This window comes from Kitasatospora sp. NPDC087271 (assembly GCF_044744605.1).
In the GTDB taxonomy this organism is placed as follows: domain Bacteria; phylum Actinomycetota; class Actinomycetes; order Streptomycetales; family Streptomycetaceae; genus Kitasatospora.
Window position 1 is genome coordinate 64,100 of the sequence record NZ_JBIUYQ010000008.1, and the last position, 15,393, is coordinate 79,492.

Here is a 15,393-nt window from a genome sequence, read left to right on the forward strand (position 1 = left end):
AGGGCGGGCTACTTGCGGACGGTGTCCTGCAAGTTGAGGTCGTCGATCTTGTCCTGGATCTCGGCGAGCCTGCCCGGGCAGTACACCGAGAGCACGATCGCCTCGGCCCGCACCGCGTCGCGGTCGGACAGCACCGGTCGTTGGCCCGGCCCGTCGGCGCCGTTGGACATGCCGGACGTCCACTGCGCCTGGGTCAGCGCGTTCGACGGGTTCGCGCAGACGGCGCCGCCGTCCTCGCCCAGGGTGTGCACGATCTGGTCCCGCGCGGGCACCGGATAGCCGGCCGAACCCAGCGCCCGGGCGAGCTGCCCGGCCTTGCGGTCGGCCTGGTCGGTGGCGTGCAGCCGGGTGAACGAGAGCAGGCCGGTGATCAGCATCGCGACCAGCAGCCCGATCGCCCCGAGGTAGATCCAGCGGTGCCGGGAGGCCATCAGGCTGGTGGTCATGCCGCACCGCCCGCGGCGCCGCGCAGCTCGGCCGACTCCTGCGCGGCCAGCTCCGCCGCCGCCTCCGGGGAGCGCCAGCCGGGCTTGCGCAGCCTGAGGAACAGGTACGGGACCAGCAGGCCGAGGACCAGCAGGCCGCCGCCGACGATCCCGATGTACGTCCAGACGCTGCCGCTGCCGAACTGGGACGACGGTACGAAGCCGATCGCCATCGCGCACGCCGAGGCGAGCAGCCCGACCACGCAGATCGGCACCAGCGCCGGGGCCCGGTAGCCGCGCGGGTGGTCCGGCCGGGTGCGGCGCAGCCGGATCGCGGCGGTGAACATCAGCAGGTAGACGATCAGGTACACCTGCGTGGTGATCACCGAGAAGATCCAGTACGCGCTGGAGACGTTCGGGATCAGCGCGTACAGCAGGGCGATCGCCGTGGTGACCACGCCCTGGGCGACCAGCAGGTTCTGCTGGACGCCCTCCCGGTTCAGCCTCTGCAGGAACGGCGGCAGGTAGCCCTCCTGCCGGGAGATCATCAACAGGCCCTTGGACGGCCCGGCCAGCCAGGTCAGCATGCCGCCGAGCGAGGCCGCGACCAGCGCCACCGCGATCACCGGGGTGAGCCAGCCGATGTCGAAGTACTGGAAGAAGGCGTCGAAGGCCTGCATCACGCCGGCCGTCAGGCTCAGCTCGCTGGACGGCACCACCCAACTGATCGCCAGAGCCGGCAGGATGAAGATCAGCAGCACCATCGCCGACGCGGTGAACATCGAGCGCGGGAACTCCCGCGCCGGATTGCGCAGCGAGGAGACGTGCACCGCGTTCATCTCCATGCCGGAGTAGCTGAGGAAGTTGTTGACGATCAGCACCAGGCTGGCCAGGCCGGTCCACCGCGGCAGCAGGTGCGCGGAGTCCATCGGAGCGGCGGAGCCGTTGCCCTGGCCGAGGAAGACGAAGCCGAGCACCACCAGCAGCGTGCCGGGGATCAGCGTGCCGATCACCAGGCCCATCGAGGACAGGCCGGCCACGGCCTTCGTCCCGCGCGAGGAGACCCAGACGCCGGTCCAGTACAGCACCATGATCACCACGGCGGTGTACGGGCCGTTGCTGGCCAGCCTCGGGTTCACCACGTACGCGATCGTCGATGCCACGTACGCCAGCAGCGACGGGTAGTAGAAGATCGTCATCGCGAACTGGCACCAGACGGCGAGGAAGCCCAGCGGCTTCGACAGGCCCTCCGAGACCCAGCGGTAGACGCCGCCCTCCCAGCCGGACGCCAGCTCGGCGGAGACCAGCGCGGTCGGCAGCAGGAACACCAGCGCCGGGACGAGGTAGAGGAAGACGCAGGCCAGGCCGTAGACGGCCATGGTCGGGGCGGAGCGCAGGCTGGCCACCGAACTCGTGGTCATCAGGGCGAGCGTCAGCCAGGACATCCGGGGTGCGGTGACCACCCGGGTGGCCACCGCGCCGGTCCGCTCACGGGTGATCGGGCCGTCGGGGCTCCTCCGGTCACCGGGGTCGCCCCGGCCGCCGGGGCTGTTCGGGTCACCGGACCTGCTGGGACCGTCGGGGGCGGCGGCCTCTCCGGGGCCGCCCCGGCCGGGCGAGGGCGCGTCCGTGGAACCCATCTGTCCTCCTCCGGTACGGCCCCGGCCGGCTGCGCGGCGTCCGGGCGCGAGGCGCCGCGGGCGCGGACGCCGCCCGGGAGGGGCCCCGGGGCGGGCCGTACCCGGCCAGTTCACCCGGTTGCCGAGGCCGCCGCATGCGGCGTGCACCCGCGCGGGTGAGCGACTGTCAGGGGCGGGCCGCCGGATCCTGCGGCGCCGGCCAGGCGGCGCGGCGCAGCGTACGGCTCGCGGTCGCGGGCAGCAGGGCGGCCGCGAGCAGGACGCTGATCGCGGCCAGCGCGACGGCGGGGGAGAGGTGGTCCAGCAGCAGGCCGCTGCCGAGCGTTCCGGCCGGCATGCCCGCGGTCAGCAGCGTCATGGTCGCCGCGATCACCCGGCCGCGGAGCTCGTCCGGCACCTGCCGGAACACCAGCAGGTCCAGCATCACCCGCAGGGCCGGAACGCCGATCCCCACCACGAACAGCGCGGCGAACACGGTGGCCACCCCGCCCGGCAGCAGCGGCGCCAGCGTCACCGGCACGGCGGTCCAGGCCACCACCAGCAGCAGGACGCCCGGCCCGGCCAACCGGTGCAGCCGGGACACCAGGACCGCTCCGGCCAGCGCCCCCACCGCCTCGCCGGCCAGCGCCAGGCCGATCCCGGCGCTGCCCGTGCCCCCGTCCCGCAGCAGCACCATCACCGGCAGCATCAGGGCCGTCCCGGCGAGGTTGACCACCAGCAGGACGGCCAGGGCGGAGCGCAGCAGGGGGGAGGCGGCGAGCAGGCGGAACCCGGCCAGGGCGCCGCCGGACTCGGGGGCCGGTTCCGTGCCGCCCGGTTCGCGGTTCGGCTGTGCGGCGGTTTCGCCGCTCGGCTGTGCGTCGGCGGGGCGGCCGGGGAAGCGCACCACTAGCGCGGCCACCAGCGCGAGCAGGGAGGCGAGCGCGGTGCCGAGGAACGGCACCGCGCTGCCGAGCCCGTACAGGAAGCCGGCCAGCGGCGGACCGGCCAGCGAGGCCCCGGTCATCCGGGCCTCGTCCTGGGCGAGTGCCTGCGGCAGCTGCTCCGGCGCCACCACCGAGCGCAGAGCCAGCAGCCGGATCGGGCCGCTGTACGCGATGGTCGCCCCGACGGCGGCGGCGACGAGCAGCAGGTGGGTCAGGGTCAGCCGGTCGAAGGCCATGGCCACCGGGACGGTCGCCGTGACGAGCAGCCGGGCGGCGTCGGAGGCGATCAGCACCCGGCGGCGGTCGAGGCGGTCGGCGACCACGCCGCCGTGGACGCCCAGCAGCAGGGTCGTGACCATCTGTACGGCCCCGAAGGCCCCGGCGGCGGTGGAGGAACCGGTGAGCGCGAGGACCAGCAGCGGGAAGGCGGTGTCGCCGACCCGCATGCCGAGCGTCGCGGCGGCCTGGCCGGCCCAGAGCGCCTGGAAGCGGAAGTTCCGTCGCAGCGGGACGGGCGGCGTGGCCGTCGCGGCCTTCGCCGCCGCCTCTCCTGCCCCCGCTGCCGTCTCTCCTGCCCCCGCCGCCGTCCTCGACTCGTCAGCCGCCGTTCTGTTCCCCGCCATGGTCCACCCCACCGTTCGCGCTTCCGACATCATTCACGTTGTGGTGAATGATGTCGGAATCATGATTGGTTGCGCAAGGGTGAGCGCTCACCAGAGCGTGATTGCGTGCGGCGCGGCCGATCTGCCAAGGTGGTGCCCGTGGCCGAGCACGATCTGGAACCCGCCGACGGCGGCGAGCAACCCACCACCTGGGTCAAGGAACGCCAGGTGGCCGACGTCGCCGTGCTCAAGGCGCTGGCCGACCCGCTGCGGCTGGCCATCCTCGGCGCCCTGAAGTCCGGCGAGGAGCGCCCGCTCACCGCCAAGGAGATCGCCGCCGCGCTCGGCGAACCGCAGACCAAGCTCTACCGCCACATCAAGCAGTTGGAGAAGGCAGGGCTGGTCATCGTGGCCGGCACCCGGCTGGTCTCCGGGATCGTCGAGAGCCGCTACGCCGCCGCCCAGGAGTCGATCCGGCTCGCCCCGGAGATGTTCACCGCGGACTCCCCGGGCCGCTCCGAGGCGTACGACGCCATCCTGGCCGCCATGGACCGGGTCCGCGGCGACTTCCGGGCCCAGGTCCTCGGCGGGCGGCTGGACTTCAGCTCGCCCCGGGACGGATCGGTCGGGCCGCCCGGACTGTTCGTGCACTCGACGCTGCGGCTCAGCCCGGACCGGCTGATCCGGCTGCGGACCCAACTCGCCGCAGTCATCGACGAGCTGAACGAGGAAGCGCCCAGCACGGCCGAGGACGCGGTGGACGTGACGGTCTTCACCCTGCTCTACGGACTCCAGCCGGGCACGGAATCATAAACTCCGCGCCGACTGTCGGTGTGGTGGGACACGATGACCGGCATGTCCTATGAACTCCAGGCCCTGATAGGAACATTCGAGCTGTTGGCGGTGGCCGCGGCGGAAACCTCGACGGCCCGGGTGGTGCCACTGGCACAGGGTCTGGCCCTGATACCGGTCACCCCCGCGGTGCTCTCCGCCCTCCAGACCGACGACGGCTCGACGAAGCCCGCCGAGGGGGCCGGCTTCGGCTGGCACCCGGGCGGCTTCGAACTCCGGCTGGCCGCCTGGTCCAAGGCCGGCCCGATCGCCTGCGTGGAGGCCGAGTACTTCGGCGGCAGCGGCACTCAGCGTGCCGCCGTCTGGGAGGACGGCCGGATCGTCCTCGGACCGCTCACCAAGGGAGAGTTCGAACCCTTCCCGCCCGAGGGCTCCCCGATCTCCCGCGCCCTGCGGCGGATCGGCGCCCGCACCGAGGCCGGCCGGGTGGACGAGTTCGAGTCCGTCGGCCTGTCCGCCCACCGCGGCACCAGCGGCTGGGCGGCCGCCGACTGACCCGCCGCCGACTGAGGGGTCGTCGGATGAGATGCCGTCGGATGACTCGCCGTCGGGCGGCCCATCGCCGGATGGCTCATCGTCGGCCGGCCGTCGCTCGTCGTTCGGCGTAGCTGCGGTGGCTGCGTCAGGAGTGCTGCCCCACCGTGTGAAGCAGGCGATCCCGCCTGACTCGCACTTGAGAGGGAGCAGCACCCATGCGTGCCACCCGGATGGTCGCCGCGCTGATCGCGGCACTCGCGCTGACCGTGGTCACCACGGCGTTCGCCACCGCCGCCGACCGCCAAACCGAGACCCCGCGCACCACCCTCGCCTCCGCCCCGAACCCCGCCGCCATCCCGGCGCCCGCCGACGTGGTGGTTGCCGCCCCGCTCCTGCCCCCGGACCTGGCCCTGCCGACCGTTCCGGTGCCCGCCGCCCCGGCCCTGCCCGCCGTCCCGGCCCTGCCCGCGACCCCGGACCCGAGCGCGGCCCTCGGGACTCTCGGCGACGTCATCAACCAGATCGCCGGCCTGCTCTCGGAGGCCACGTCCACCACCCCCGACCCCGCGGCCGTCCAACAGCTCGTCGCCACCCTGCAGACCACCCTGCAGACCCTGATCGCCCAGCTCCCGGCCGCCCCGGCGGCGACCGCCCCGACCCTGCCCAAGACCTCCGGCCCGGCCACCCTGCTGGACCAGCTCGCCACCCTGCGCGCCCAGGCCCAAGCCCTCGCCACGGCCACCCACCCCCGCCCCGCCGCCGGCTGACCCCACCCACGCGAAAGGCCCCGCCCCCGGAGCTCAAGCTCCCGGGAGCGGGGCCCTGCCGCGCAACCCTCCAGGGGTCAGCGGTAGTTCACGTACTGGATCGCGAAGTCCAGGTCCTTGCCCTTGAGCAGTGCCTGTACGGTCTGCAGGTCGTCGCGGCTCTTCGAGCTGACCCGCAGCTCGTCGCCCTGGACCTGCGCCTTGACGCCCTTCGGGCCCTCGTCGCGGATGATCTTCGCGACCTTCTTGGCATCCTCCGTGGAGATGCCCTCCTTGATGTCCGCGAAGATCTTGTACTCCTTGCCGGACAGCTGCGGCTCGCCGGCGTCCAGGGCCTTGAGCGACAGTCCGCGCTTGATGAACTTGCCCTGTAGGACGTCCAGGATGGCCTTCACGCGCTCCTCGCCGTTGGCCTTCATCTCGATCTTCTCGCCGGAGCGGCTGATCTCGCCGCCGACGCCCTTGAAGTCGAAACGGGTGGCGATCTCGCGGGAGGTCTGGTTGATCGCGTTGTCGACCTCCTGCCACTCGACCTTCGAGACGATGTCGAAACTGGAGTCGGCCATGGGTGTTGGTCTCCTTGGTGTTCTGGCTTCACTGGCACGGCCTGCCCCACCGGGCGTCCGCCTCCCCAGCCTATCCAGCGGTACCCCGCCCCCGCCCCCGACAGCCACGCCGTGGCCCTTGATCGTCACGTGACCTATCGAGTGGCGGAGCACCCCCTGGCATCAGGTATTGTTTACGACGTCGAACGGGGCGGACGCCCCGGGGGACAAGATCCTGGCTGGTTGCCCGAGCGGCCAAAGGGAGCAGACTGTAAATCTGCCGCGTAAGCTACGCAGGTTCGAACCCTGCACCAGCCACAGGACAGAGAACGGCCCCCGATCTGCGGAGACGCGGATCGGGGGCCGTTGTCGTTTTCCCGCCGCGTGATCGTCGCGTGGGCGCCGCGGCGCTGCCGCGCCGGTGGCGGGGACACTTATTGCGCATTGCTTGCAATTACGGTCAGCAGGCAGCAGAGTGGGTGCGGGGGTGGGTGGGGCCGTTCAGCGTGATTGTGGTGGTGTCCCGGGTGTGCGTAGGGCGCGCCGGGGGTTCTTCGCAAGAGCTGGTCGTCTTCCCAACCGGCGCCCGCCGGGACAGCGGCCCACCCATCCCCGCCACCGCCCCCCGCCATGAGCTCTCCCGCGGTGCGTCAAGGGCCCGTCAATGGTTCCTGGGACGGCGTCAGGAACGCGTAGGGGTCGGGGGAAGGGCGGGGGTGCGGCCCGCAGGATCGGAGGAACGACCGATCGCGGAGGTTCCGTCCGATGCCCAGCGCCATCACCACCCCGGCCGTCACGGCCGAACCCGAACCGCCGGACACCGGCGCGGGCGACGAGCGGCACCGGCTGAGTGCGCTGGGCGGTCTGGCGGCGCTGTCGTTGGACGCCATGGCCTCGGTCGCGTACGGGCCGGAGTCGATCGTGCTGGTGCTGGCCGCGGCCGGGGCGTACGGGCTGGGCTTCACGCTGCCGGTGACGGTGGCGATCGCGGTGCTGCTGGGCGTGCTGGTGGCGTCGTACCGGCAGGTGATCGCGGCGTTCCCGGACGGCGGCGGCTCGTACGCGGTGGCGAAGGAGCACCTGGGCCGGCGGACGGCGCTGACCGCGGCCGCCTCGCTGGTGATCGACTACATCCTGAACGTGGCGGTCTCGGTGACCGCGGGGGTGGCGGCGCTGACCTCGGCGGTGCCGAGCCTGTACGACGACCGGATCTGGCTGTGCCTGGGCGTGCTGGCCCTGGTGACGGCGGTGAACCTGCGCGGGATCGCCGAGTCGGCGCGCTGGTTCATGGCGCCGACGGCCGTCTTCGTGGTGTCGATCCTGGCGATCATCGTGGTCGGCCTGTTCCGGGACGGCCCGGCGAGCACCGCGGCCGCCGCGGGCCACGCCTCGACGCTGGCCGAGAACGCCACGACCGTCGGCGCGCTGCTGCTGCTCAAGGCGTTCGCGGCCGGGTGCTCGGCGCTGACCGGGGTGGAGGCGGTGGCGAACGCCGTCCCGTCGTTCCGGACCCCGCGGGTGAAGCGGGCGCAGCACACCGAGGTGGTGCTCGGCGCCCTGCTCGGCGTGATGCTGATCGGGCTGGCCGTGCTGATCGGCCGTTTCCACCTCCAGCCGGTGGAGGGCGTCACGGTGCTGGCCCAGCTCGCCGACGCCTCGCTCGGCCACGGCGCCGCCTTCTACGTCGTCCAGTTCGCCACCGTGGTGCTGCTCGGGCTGGCCGCGAACACCTCCTTCGGCGGGCTGCCGGTGCTGCTGCACCTGCTCGCCCGGGACAACCACCTGCCGCACGTGTTCGCGCTGCGGGCCGACCGCCAGGTGCACCGGCACGGGGTGCTGTTCCTCGCCCTGGTGTCGGCGGCGCTGCTGGTCGGCTCGGGCGGGGACGTGAACAGCCTGGTGCCGCTGTTCTCGATCGGCGTGTTCGTCGGGTTCACGATCTGTCAGGTCGGCATGGTCCGGCACTGGTCCGTGCACCGGCCGGCCGGCTGGGTGCGGAAGGCCGTGCTGAACGGGTTCGGCGCGCTGCTCACCGGGGTCGCGACGGTGGTGGTGACCGGCACCAAGTTCACCGAGGGCGCCTGGGGCATCGTGGTGGCGCTGCCGCTGCTGGTGGTGCTGTTCGAGGCGGTGCACCGCAGCTACGGGCTGATCGGGGAGCGGCTGGAGCTGGGCCGGGTGCCGGGCGCGGTGACCCGCCAGCGCAGCCTGGTGGTCGTGCCGGTGACGGCCATCACCCGGCTCACCCGGGACGGCCTGTCGGCGGCGCTGTCGCTCGGGGACGAGGTGCTGGCGGTGACGGTGGTGCACGAGCAGGCCGAGGCGGAGGCGCTGCGGCGGGACTGGGAGCTGTGGCAGCCGGGCGTGCCGCTGGTGGAGATCCCGGAGGACCGCCGCCGGCTGGGCCAGCCGATCGCCGCGTTCGTGAACCGGCTCGGCGAGGAGCACGCCTACGACCGGCTGACGGTGCTGATCCCGGAGGTGGAGCCGGCCCGCTGGTGGCAGCGGGCGCTGCAGAACCGGCGCGGCGCCGTGATCGACCGCGCGCTGCGCCGGCACACCGACGCGGTGGTCTGCCGGCTGCGGATGCGGATGTGACCGGGGCCGCCACCGCTGAGGTGCTGGGCGTCCACAGCCTGGACGCCCGATAACAACCCGGCATCTTGACGCGGTCTTAACGGGGCGGCCCTGACGCCCTCGATACGCCCGGCACGTGCCCGCCCGCAGTGGCCCTGACCTGCGGGAAGTCCATGAGGGCGGGACGTGCCGGGCCGGCGCCGCAACGGATTCCGTCGTGTCCGACCGAACTTACGCTCGCCAACGTGTTCAACGTGCCCCAGGCGCTCAAGCGCCTCGTCATCGGCCGGGCCATGCGCAGCGAGGAGCTCGGCGAGACGCTGCTGCCCAAGCGGCTGGCGCTGCCGATCTTCGCCTCCGACCCGCTCTCCTCGGTCGCCTACGCGACCCAGGAGATCCTGCTGGTGCTCACCGTCGGTGGCGCCGCCTTCCTCTACCTGACCCCGTGGGTCGCGGCCGGCGTGGTCGCGCTGATGGCGGTCGTGGTGATGTCCTACCGCCAGGTGGTGCACGCCTACCCGAGCGGCGGCGGCTCGTACGAGGTGGTGTCCCGCAACCTCGGCGCCAACTCAGGTCTGGTGGTGGCCGCCTCGCTGCTGGTCGACTACGTGATGACGGTCGCGGTGTCGGTGGCCTCCGGGGTGGACAACATCATCTCGGCGCTGCCTTCGCTGGCCGGTCACCGGGTCTGGCTGGCGCTGGGCTTCGTGCTGCTGCTGATGGCGGTGAACCTGCGCGGCGTCCGGGAGTCCGGCAAGGCCTTCGCCGCGCCGACGTACCTGTTCATCGGCGGCATCCTGCTGATGGTGGTCACCGGGCTGGTCCGGGTCGCGCTCGGCGACGCGCCGGTGGCGTCCAGCGCCTCGTACGGGATCCTCCCGGAGGACGGCAAGGACACGGTGGCCGGCCTCGGCCTGCTGATGCTGGGCCTGCGGGCGTTCGCCTCCGGCTGTACGGCGCTGACCGGGGTGGAGGCGATCTCCAACGGAGTCCCGGCCTTCCGGGCGCCGAAGGCGAGGAACGCCGCGCGCACCATGGCCGTGATGGGCACCACGGCCGTGGTGATGTTCGCCGGCATCACCGCCCTCGCGCTGATCGCCAAGGTGCACATCACCGAGGGCGGCGCCTGCCGGCTGACCGGCTTCCCCGGCGACTGCGCGAGCACGCCCCAGCAGACCGTGATCGCCCAGCTCGCGGCGGCGATCTTCGGCGGCGACCACAGCGTGCTGTTCTACGCGATCCAGGCGGTCACCGCGCTGGTGCTGATCCTGGCCGCCAACACCGCCTTCAACGGCTTCCCGCTGCTGGCCTCGATCCTGGCCGAGCACCGCTACCTGCCCCGGCAGATGCACACCCGCGGGGACCGGCTGGCCTTCTCCAACGGCATCATCGCGCTCGCGGTGGTGGCCGGCGGGCTGCTCTGGCTGTACGACGCGAACGTCACCAGCCTGATCCACCTGTACATCCTGGGCGTCTTCACCTCCTTCACGCTGTCCCAGATCGGCATGGTCCGGCACTGGAACCGGGCGCTGGCCACCGAGACCGACCCGGCGGTGCGCCGCTCGGCGCTGCGCTCCCGGGTGATCAACGCCTTCGGCGCGGTCGTCACCGCGCTGGTGCTGGTGATCGTGCTGCTCACCAAGTTCACCCAGGGCGCCTGGCTGGCCGTGGTCGCCGCGCTGGTGCTGTGGCTGATGATGCGCGGCATCCGCCGGCACTACGACGGCGTCGCCGCCGAGCTGGCGGTGGACGACCCGGAGGCCGAGTCGGCGCGGCCCGCCCGGGTGCACGGGATCGTGCTGGTGTCCAAGCTGCACAAGCCGACGCTGCGGGCGCTCGGCTACGCGGAGGCGTTCCGGCCGGACTCGCTGGAGGCGCTGACCGTGGCGGTGGAGCCGGAGGCGACCGGCGAGCTGGAGCGGCAGTGGACGGAGGCCGGCGTCCGGGTGCCGTTGAAGGTGCTGGACTCGCCGTACCGGGAGATCACCAAGCCGGTGCTGGCGTACGTGCGGGAGCACCGCCGGGACAGCCCCCGGGAGGCGGTCGCCGTGTTCATCCCGGAGTACGTGGTCGGCCACTGGTGGGAGCACCTGCTGCACAACCAGTCGGCGCTGTGGCTGAAAAGCCGGCTGCTGTTCACGGCGGGCGTGATGGTGATCAGCGTGCCGTGGCAGCTGACCTCCTCCGGGCGCGCGGGCGGCCCGTCGCGCCGGGCGCCCGGCGCGGTGCGCCGGGGCGAGCCGGCCCCGGGGAGCGGGTACGAGCGGCTCCCGGCGCCGGAGAAGGTCTGACCGGAGCAGCAGCCGGCCCCCCGGGCCTCCGTCGGCCCCGCCCGCACGAAGCCCGTACCAACCCGCACCCCCACCCGTGCGGAAGCCCCGGAATCCCGGGGCTTCCGGCGTTCCGGCGCCGGGCCGATCACGGCCTGATGACGACGGTCACGGCCCGGTGAAGCGGGCGTCAAGGTCGCGTCAACGTCCCGCAGTCACCCGTATGGAGGGCGTCAGGGAGCCATAACGCGCCTCTGACGGCTGCTTTGCTGCATCTGCCGGTCGTCCGCCGGCGCCGCGCGAAGCCCCCGGCCCGCCCGCGGCAGTCTCCCGAACCGCTCTGGTGGAGCCCATGTCCGATCTCATCTACGTCGGTGTCACGGTCGCCGTGTTCGCCGTCATCGCCCTGATCGCGCGGGGGGTGGAGAAGCTGTGAGCGCGGAGAACATCGCAGGTCTGATCGTGGCCGTCGCGCTCGTCGGCTATCTCGTCGTGGCGCTGATCTTCCCGGAGAAGTTCTGACATGGGATCCACTCTCGCGGGCTGGCTGCAGGCCCTGGCCCTGGTCGGGGCACTGGCCCTGTGCTACCGCCCCCTTGGCGACTACATCGCCAAGCTCCTCACCACCACCAAGCACCTCAGAGTCGAGCGCGGCATCTACAAGGTGATCGGCGTCGACGGCGACGCCGATCAGCGCTGGCCGGTGTACCTCCGCTCGGTGCTGGCCTTCTCGGCCGTCTCCGTCCTCTTCCTCTACGGCCTGATCCGCCTCCAGGGCTACCTGCTGCTGAACCTGGGCGTTCCGCAGATGGAGGGCCACCAGGCCTGGAACACCGCGATCTCGTTCGTCGCCAACACCAACTGGCAGTCCTACGCCGGTGAGTCCGCGATGGGCCACCTGGCGCAGATGGCGGGCCTGGCGGTGCAGAACTTCGTCTCCGCGGCCGTCGGCATCGCCGTCGTCGGCGCGCTGATCCGGGGCTTCACCCGCAACCGGACCGACCGGGTCGGCAACTTCTGGGTGGACCTCACCCGGATCAACCTGCGCCTGCTGCTGCCGATCTCGATCGTCTTCGCCCTGGTCCTGGCCGCCTCCGGCGTGATCCAGAACTTCCACGGCTTCCACGAGGTGGCCACGCTCAGCGGCGAGGTGCAGAAGATCCCGGGCGGCCCGGTGGCCTCCCAGGAGGTCATCAAGCTGCTCGGCACCAACGGCGGCGGCTTCTTCAACGCCAACTCCGCGCACCCGTTCGAGAACCCGACCGGCTTCTCCAACCTGGTCGAGATCTTCCTGATCCTGCTGATCCCGTTCGCGCTGCCGCGGGCCTTCGGCCGGATGGTGGGGGACAACCGCCAGGGCTACGCGATCCTCGCCGTGATGGGCCTGTTCTGGGTCGCCTCGGTCGCCCTGCTCACCTTCGCCGAGTCGCAGCACCAGGGCACCGCCCTCCAGGCCGCGGGCGCCGCGATGGAGGGCAAGGAGCAGCGCTTCGGCATCGCCGCCTCCGGCCTGTTCGCCGCCTCGACCACACTGACCTCGACCGGCGCGGTGAACTCCTTCCACGACTCGTTCACGCCGTTCGGCGGCGGGCTGACGGTCTTCAACATGATGCTGGGCGAGATCGCGCCCGGCGGTGTGGGCTCCGGCCTGTACGGCATGCTCGTGCTGGCGATCGTCGCGGTGTTCGTCGCCGGTCTGATGGTCGGCCGCACCCCCGAGTACCTGGGCAAGAAGCTCGGCGGCCGGGAGATGAAGTTCGCCTCGCTGTACATCCTCACCACGCCGACCCTGGTGCTGGTCGGCACGGGCCTGGCGATGGCCCTGCCGGGGGAGCGGGCCGGGATGCTCAACTCGGGCGCCCACGGCTTCTCCGAGGTGCTGTACGCCTTCACCTCGGCCGCCAACAACAACGGCTCGGCCTTCGGCGGCATCACCGTCAACACCGACTGGTACGACACGGCGCTCGGCCTGGCGATGATCTTCGGCCGCCTCCTGCCGATCGTCTTCGTCCTGGCGCTGTCCGGTTCGCTCGCCCAGCAGCAGCCGGTCCCGGCCACCCCGGGCACCCTGCCCACCCACAAGCCGCTGTTCGTGGGCCTGCTGTCGGGCGTCATCCTGATCGTCGTCGGCCTCACCTACTTCCCGGCCCTGGCTCTCGGGCCGATCGCGGAAGGTCTCTCCTGATGTCCACCCCTACGCTCAACCCCGCACCGGCCGACAAGGCTGAGCCCGCCGCGCAGCACAGAGTGGCCAGCGGCCTGCTCGACCCGAAGCTGATCGTCGCGTCCCTGCCGGACGCGGTGAAGAAGCTCGACCCCCGGGTGATGGTCAAGAACCCGGTCATGTTCGTGGTCGAGGTCGGCTCGGTGGTCACCACCGTCTCCGCGATCGCCAGCCCGTCCGTGTTCGCCTGGGCCATCACCGTCTGGCTCTGGCTCACCACGATCTTCGCCAACCTGGCCGAGGCCGTCGCCGAGGGCCGCGGCAAGGCCCAGGCCGACACCCTGCGCAAGACCAAGACCGAGAGCGTCGCCCGCCGGCTCACCGACTGGCCCGCCACGCAGGCCGAGGAGGAGGTGCCGGGCACCGCGCTGCGGCTCGGCGACCACGTGGTGGTCGAGGCCGGTCAGATCATCCCCGGCGACGGCGACGTCGTCGAGGGCGTCGCGAGCGTCGACGAGTCGGCGATCACCGGCGAGTCCGCGCCGGTCATCCGCGAGTCCGGCGGTGACCGCTCGGCGGTGACCGGCGGCACCAAGGTGCTGTCCGACCGGATCGTGGTGAAGATCGCCTCGGAGCCCGGCAAGTCGTTCATCGACCGGATGATCGCCCTGGTCGAGGGCGCCGCCCGGCAGAAGACGCCGAACGAGATCGCGCTGAACATCCTGCTCGCCTCGCTGACCATCGTCTTCCTGGTCGCCGTGGTGACCCTGCAGCCGATGGCCACCTACGCGGGCGCGCCGCAGTCGATGATCGTCCTGGTCGCCCTGATCGTGGCGCTCATCCCGACCACCATCGGCGCGCTGCTCTCCGCGATCGGCATCGCCGGCATGGACCGGCTGGTGCAGCGCAACGTGCTGGCGATGTCCGGCCGGGCCGTCGAGGCGGCCGGCGACGTCAACACCCTGCTGCTGGACAAGACCGGCACCATCACCCTGGGCAACCGCCAGGCCGCCGAGTTCCTGCCCGCCCCGGGCGTGTCCACCGAGGAACTGGCCAGCGCCGCGCAGCTGTCCTCCCTCGCGGACGAGACCCCGGAGGGCCGCTCGATCGTGGTCCTCGCCAAGACCGAGTACGGCCTGCGGGCCCGCGCCCAGGGCGAGCTGACGCACGCCACCTGGGTCCCGTTCACCGCCCAGACCCGGATGTCCGGCGTCGACCTGGACGAGGCCGAGGCGGTCCACCAGGTCCGCAAGGGCGCGGCCGGCGCGGTCACCAACTGGGTGACCGAGAACGGCGGTTCGGTCGGCAACGAGGTCTCCGCCCTGGTCGACGGGATCTCCGCGGCCGGCGGCACCCCGCTGGTGGTGGCCACCAAGGTCGGCGCCAAGCCGGCCCGCGTCCTCGGGGTGATCCACCTCAAGGACGTGGTCAAGGAGGGCATGCGGGAGCGCTTCGACGAGCTCCGCCGGATGGGCATCAAGACCATCATGATCACGGGCGACAACCCGCTGACCGCCAAGGCGATCGCGGAGGAGGCGGGCGTGGACGACTTCCTCGCCGAGGCCACCCCCGAGGACAAGATGGCGCTGATCAAGAAGGAGCAGGAGGGCGGCAAGCTGGTCGCGATGACCGGCGACGGCACCAACGACGCCCCCGCGCTCGCCCAGGCCGACGTCGGCGTGGCCATGAACACCGGGACCATGGCGGCCAAGGAGGCCGGCAACATGGTCGACCTGGACTCCAACCCGACCAAGCTGATCGAGATCGTCGAGATCGGCAAGCAGCTGCTGATCACCCGTGGCGCGCTGACCACCTTCTCGATCGCCAACGACGTGGCCAAGTACTTCGCGATCATCCCCGCGATGTTCGCCGGGGTCTACCCGGGCCTGAGCCACCTCAACATCATGGGCCTGCACAGCCCGCAGTCCGCGATCACCTCGGCGATCATCTTCAACGCCCTGGTCATCATCGGCCTGATCCCGCTCGCCCTGCGTGGCGTGCGCTACCGCCCGTCCGACGCCAGCTCCCTGCTGCGCCGCAACATCGGGGTCTACGGCTTCGGCGGTCTGGTGGTGCCGTTCGTCGGCATCAAGCTGATCGACCTGATCGTCCAGTTCATCCCCGGCCTGAGCTGAGAGAGGAGAATCC

At 71.9% G+C, this 15,393-nt stretch carries 12 protein-coding genes and 1 tRNA gene; 9 read left to right on the top strand and 4 right to left on the bottom strand.

Annotation, left to right across the window (positions count from 1 at the left end):
* Window positions 1-8: 8 nt before the first annotated feature.
* The 3 genes from ACIO9K_RS15865 to ACIO9K_RS15875 all read right to left on the bottom strand — a co-directional run bounded on the left by ACIO9K_RS15865 (window position 9) and on the right by ACIO9K_RS15875 (window position 3,614).
* Window positions 9-446, bottom strand: coding sequence for a hypothetical protein (locus tag ACIO9K_RS15865; protein WP_063348912.1), 438 nt, complete (start codon window positions 444-446; stop codon window positions 9-11).
* Window positions 443-1,870: an APC family permease gene (locus ACIO9K_RS15870; RefSeq protein WP_371522779.1), complete on the bottom strand. Its 1,428-nt coding sequence runs from the start codon at window positions 1,868-1,870 to the stop codon at window positions 443-445. The genes ACIO9K_RS15865 and ACIO9K_RS15870 overlap by 4 nt, the downstream gene beginning before the upstream one ends.
* A gap of 361 nt (window positions 1,871-2,231) precedes the next feature.
* Window positions 2,232-3,614, bottom strand: coding sequence for an MFS transporter (locus ACIO9K_RS15875; RefSeq protein WP_400330235.1), 1,383 nt, complete (start codon window positions 3,612-3,614; stop codon window positions 2,232-2,234).
* A 138-nt stretch (window positions 3,615-3,752) separates the two neighbouring features.
* On the opposite strand from ACIO9K_RS15875, the gene ACIO9K_RS15880 reads away from it, so the two are divergent.
* The 3 genes from ACIO9K_RS15880 (at window position 3,753) to ACIO9K_RS15890 (ending at window position 5,689) form a co-directional block, all read left to right on the top strand.
* The gene (locus ACIO9K_RS15880; RefSeq protein ID WP_363579986.1) at window positions 3,753-4,406 is read left to right on the top strand and encodes a helix-turn-helix domain-containing protein; all 654 of its coding nucleotides are present in this window, start codon (window positions 3,753-3,755) and stop codon (window positions 4,404-4,406) included.
* A gap of 42 nt (window positions 4,407-4,448) precedes the next feature.
* Window positions 4,449-4,940, top strand: a complete 492-nt coding sequence (locus ACIO9K_RS15885; RefSeq protein ID WP_363579988.1) for a hypothetical protein — start codon at window positions 4,449-4,451, stop codon at window positions 4,938-4,940.
* Between the two features lie 197 nt (window positions 4,941-5,137).
* Window positions 5,138-5,689 (top strand): hypothetical protein, encoded by a 552-nt coding sequence (locus ACIO9K_RS15890; RefSeq protein ID WP_363617899.1) that lies wholly within the window; start codon window positions 5,138-5,140, stop codon window positions 5,687-5,689.
* 77 nt (window positions 5,690-5,766) lie between these two features.
* On the opposite strand, the gene ACIO9K_RS15895 is transcribed toward ACIO9K_RS15890, so the two are convergent.
* Window positions 5,767-6,255 carry a YajQ family cyclic di-GMP-binding protein gene (locus tag ACIO9K_RS15895; RefSeq protein ID WP_063348915.1) on the bottom strand — a complete coding sequence of 163 codons (489 nt, stop codon included), beginning with the start codon at window positions 6,253-6,255 and terminating at the stop codon, window positions 5,767-5,769.
* A gap of 216 nt (window positions 6,256-6,471) precedes the next feature.
* On the opposite strand from ACIO9K_RS15895, the gene ACIO9K_RS15900 reads away from it, so the two are divergent.
* The 6 genes from ACIO9K_RS15900 (at window position 6,472) to kdpB (ending at window position 15,380) form a co-directional block, all read left to right on the top strand.
* Window positions 6,472-6,552 (top strand) — tRNA-Tyr (locus tag ACIO9K_RS15900).
* A 447-nt stretch (window positions 6,553-6,999) separates the two neighbouring features.
* Window positions 7,000-8,832, top strand: coding sequence for an APC family permease (locus ACIO9K_RS15905; RefSeq protein WP_363617933.1), 1,833 nt, complete (start codon window positions 7,000-7,002; stop codon window positions 8,830-8,832).
* A 272-nt stretch (window positions 8,833-9,104) separates the two neighbouring features.
* Window positions 9,105-11,102 carry an APC family permease gene (locus ACIO9K_RS15910; RefSeq protein ID WP_400330509.1) on the top strand — a complete coding sequence of 666 codons (1,998 nt, stop codon included), beginning with the start codon at window positions 9,105-9,107 and terminating at the stop codon, window positions 11,100-11,102.
* A 411-nt stretch (window positions 11,103-11,513) separates the two neighbouring features.
* Window positions 11,514-11,603: a K(+)-transporting ATPase subunit F gene (gene kdpF / locus ACIO9K_RS15915; protein ID WP_037971201.1), complete on the top strand. Its 90-nt coding sequence runs from the start codon at window positions 11,514-11,516 to the stop codon at window positions 11,601-11,603.
* A 1-nt stretch (window position 11,604) separates the two neighbouring features.
* Window positions 11,605-13,266, top strand: coding sequence for a potassium-transporting ATPase subunit KdpA (kdpA, locus tag ACIO9K_RS15920; protein WP_363617935.1), 1,662 nt, complete (start codon window positions 11,605-11,607; stop codon window positions 13,264-13,266).
* Window positions 13,266-15,380: a potassium-transporting ATPase subunit KdpB gene (kdpB, locus tag ACIO9K_RS15925; protein WP_363580038.1), complete on the top strand. Its 2,115-nt coding sequence runs from the start codon at window positions 13,266-13,268 to the stop codon at window positions 15,378-15,380. The genes kdpA and kdpB overlap by 1 nt, the downstream gene beginning before the upstream one ends.
* Window positions 15,381-15,393: the final 13 nt, after the last annotated feature.

Bases quoted from the DNA above. Each gene is read 5' to 3' on its own strand.
- ACIO9K_RS15905 (WP_363617933.1), top strand. From the start codon at position 7,000: ATGCCCAGCGCCATCACCACCCCGGCCGTCACGGCCGAACCCGAACCG.
- ACIO9K_RS15910 (WP_400330509.1), top strand. From the start codon at position 9,105: ATGCGCAGCGAGGAGCTCGGCGAGACGCTGCTGCCCAAGCGGCTGGCG.
- ACIO9K_RS15875 (WP_400330235.1), bottom strand. From the start codon at position 3,614: ATGGCGGGGAACAGAACGGCGGCTGACGAGTCGAGGACGGCGGCGGGG.
- kdpB (WP_363580038.1), top strand. From the start codon at position 13,266: ATGTCCACCCCTACGCTCAACCCCGCACCGGCCGACAAGGCTGAGCCC.
- ACIO9K_RS15870 (WP_371522779.1), bottom strand. From the start codon at position 1,870: ATGTCCTGGCTGACGCTCGCCCTGATGACCACGAGTTCGGTGGCCAGC.
- ACIO9K_RS15890 (WP_363617899.1), top strand. From the start codon at position 5,138: ATGCGTGCCACCCGGATGGTCGCCGCGCTGATCGCGGCACTCGCGCTG.
- ACIO9K_RS15895 (WP_063348915.1), bottom strand. From the start codon at position 6,255: ATGGCCGACTCCAGTTTCGACATCGTCTCGAAGGTCGAGTGGCAGGAG.
- ACIO9K_RS15885 (WP_363579988.1), top strand. From the start codon at position 4,449: ATGTCCTATGAACTCCAGGCCCTGATAGGAACATTCGAGCTGTTGGCG.
- ACIO9K_RS15865 (WP_063348912.1), bottom strand. From the start codon at position 446: ATGACCACCAGCCTGATGGCCTCCCGGCACCGCTGGATCTACCTCGGG.
- kdpA (WP_363617935.1), top strand. From the start codon at position 11,605: ATGGGATCCACTCTCGCGGGCTGGCTGCAGGCCCTGGCCCTGGTCGGG.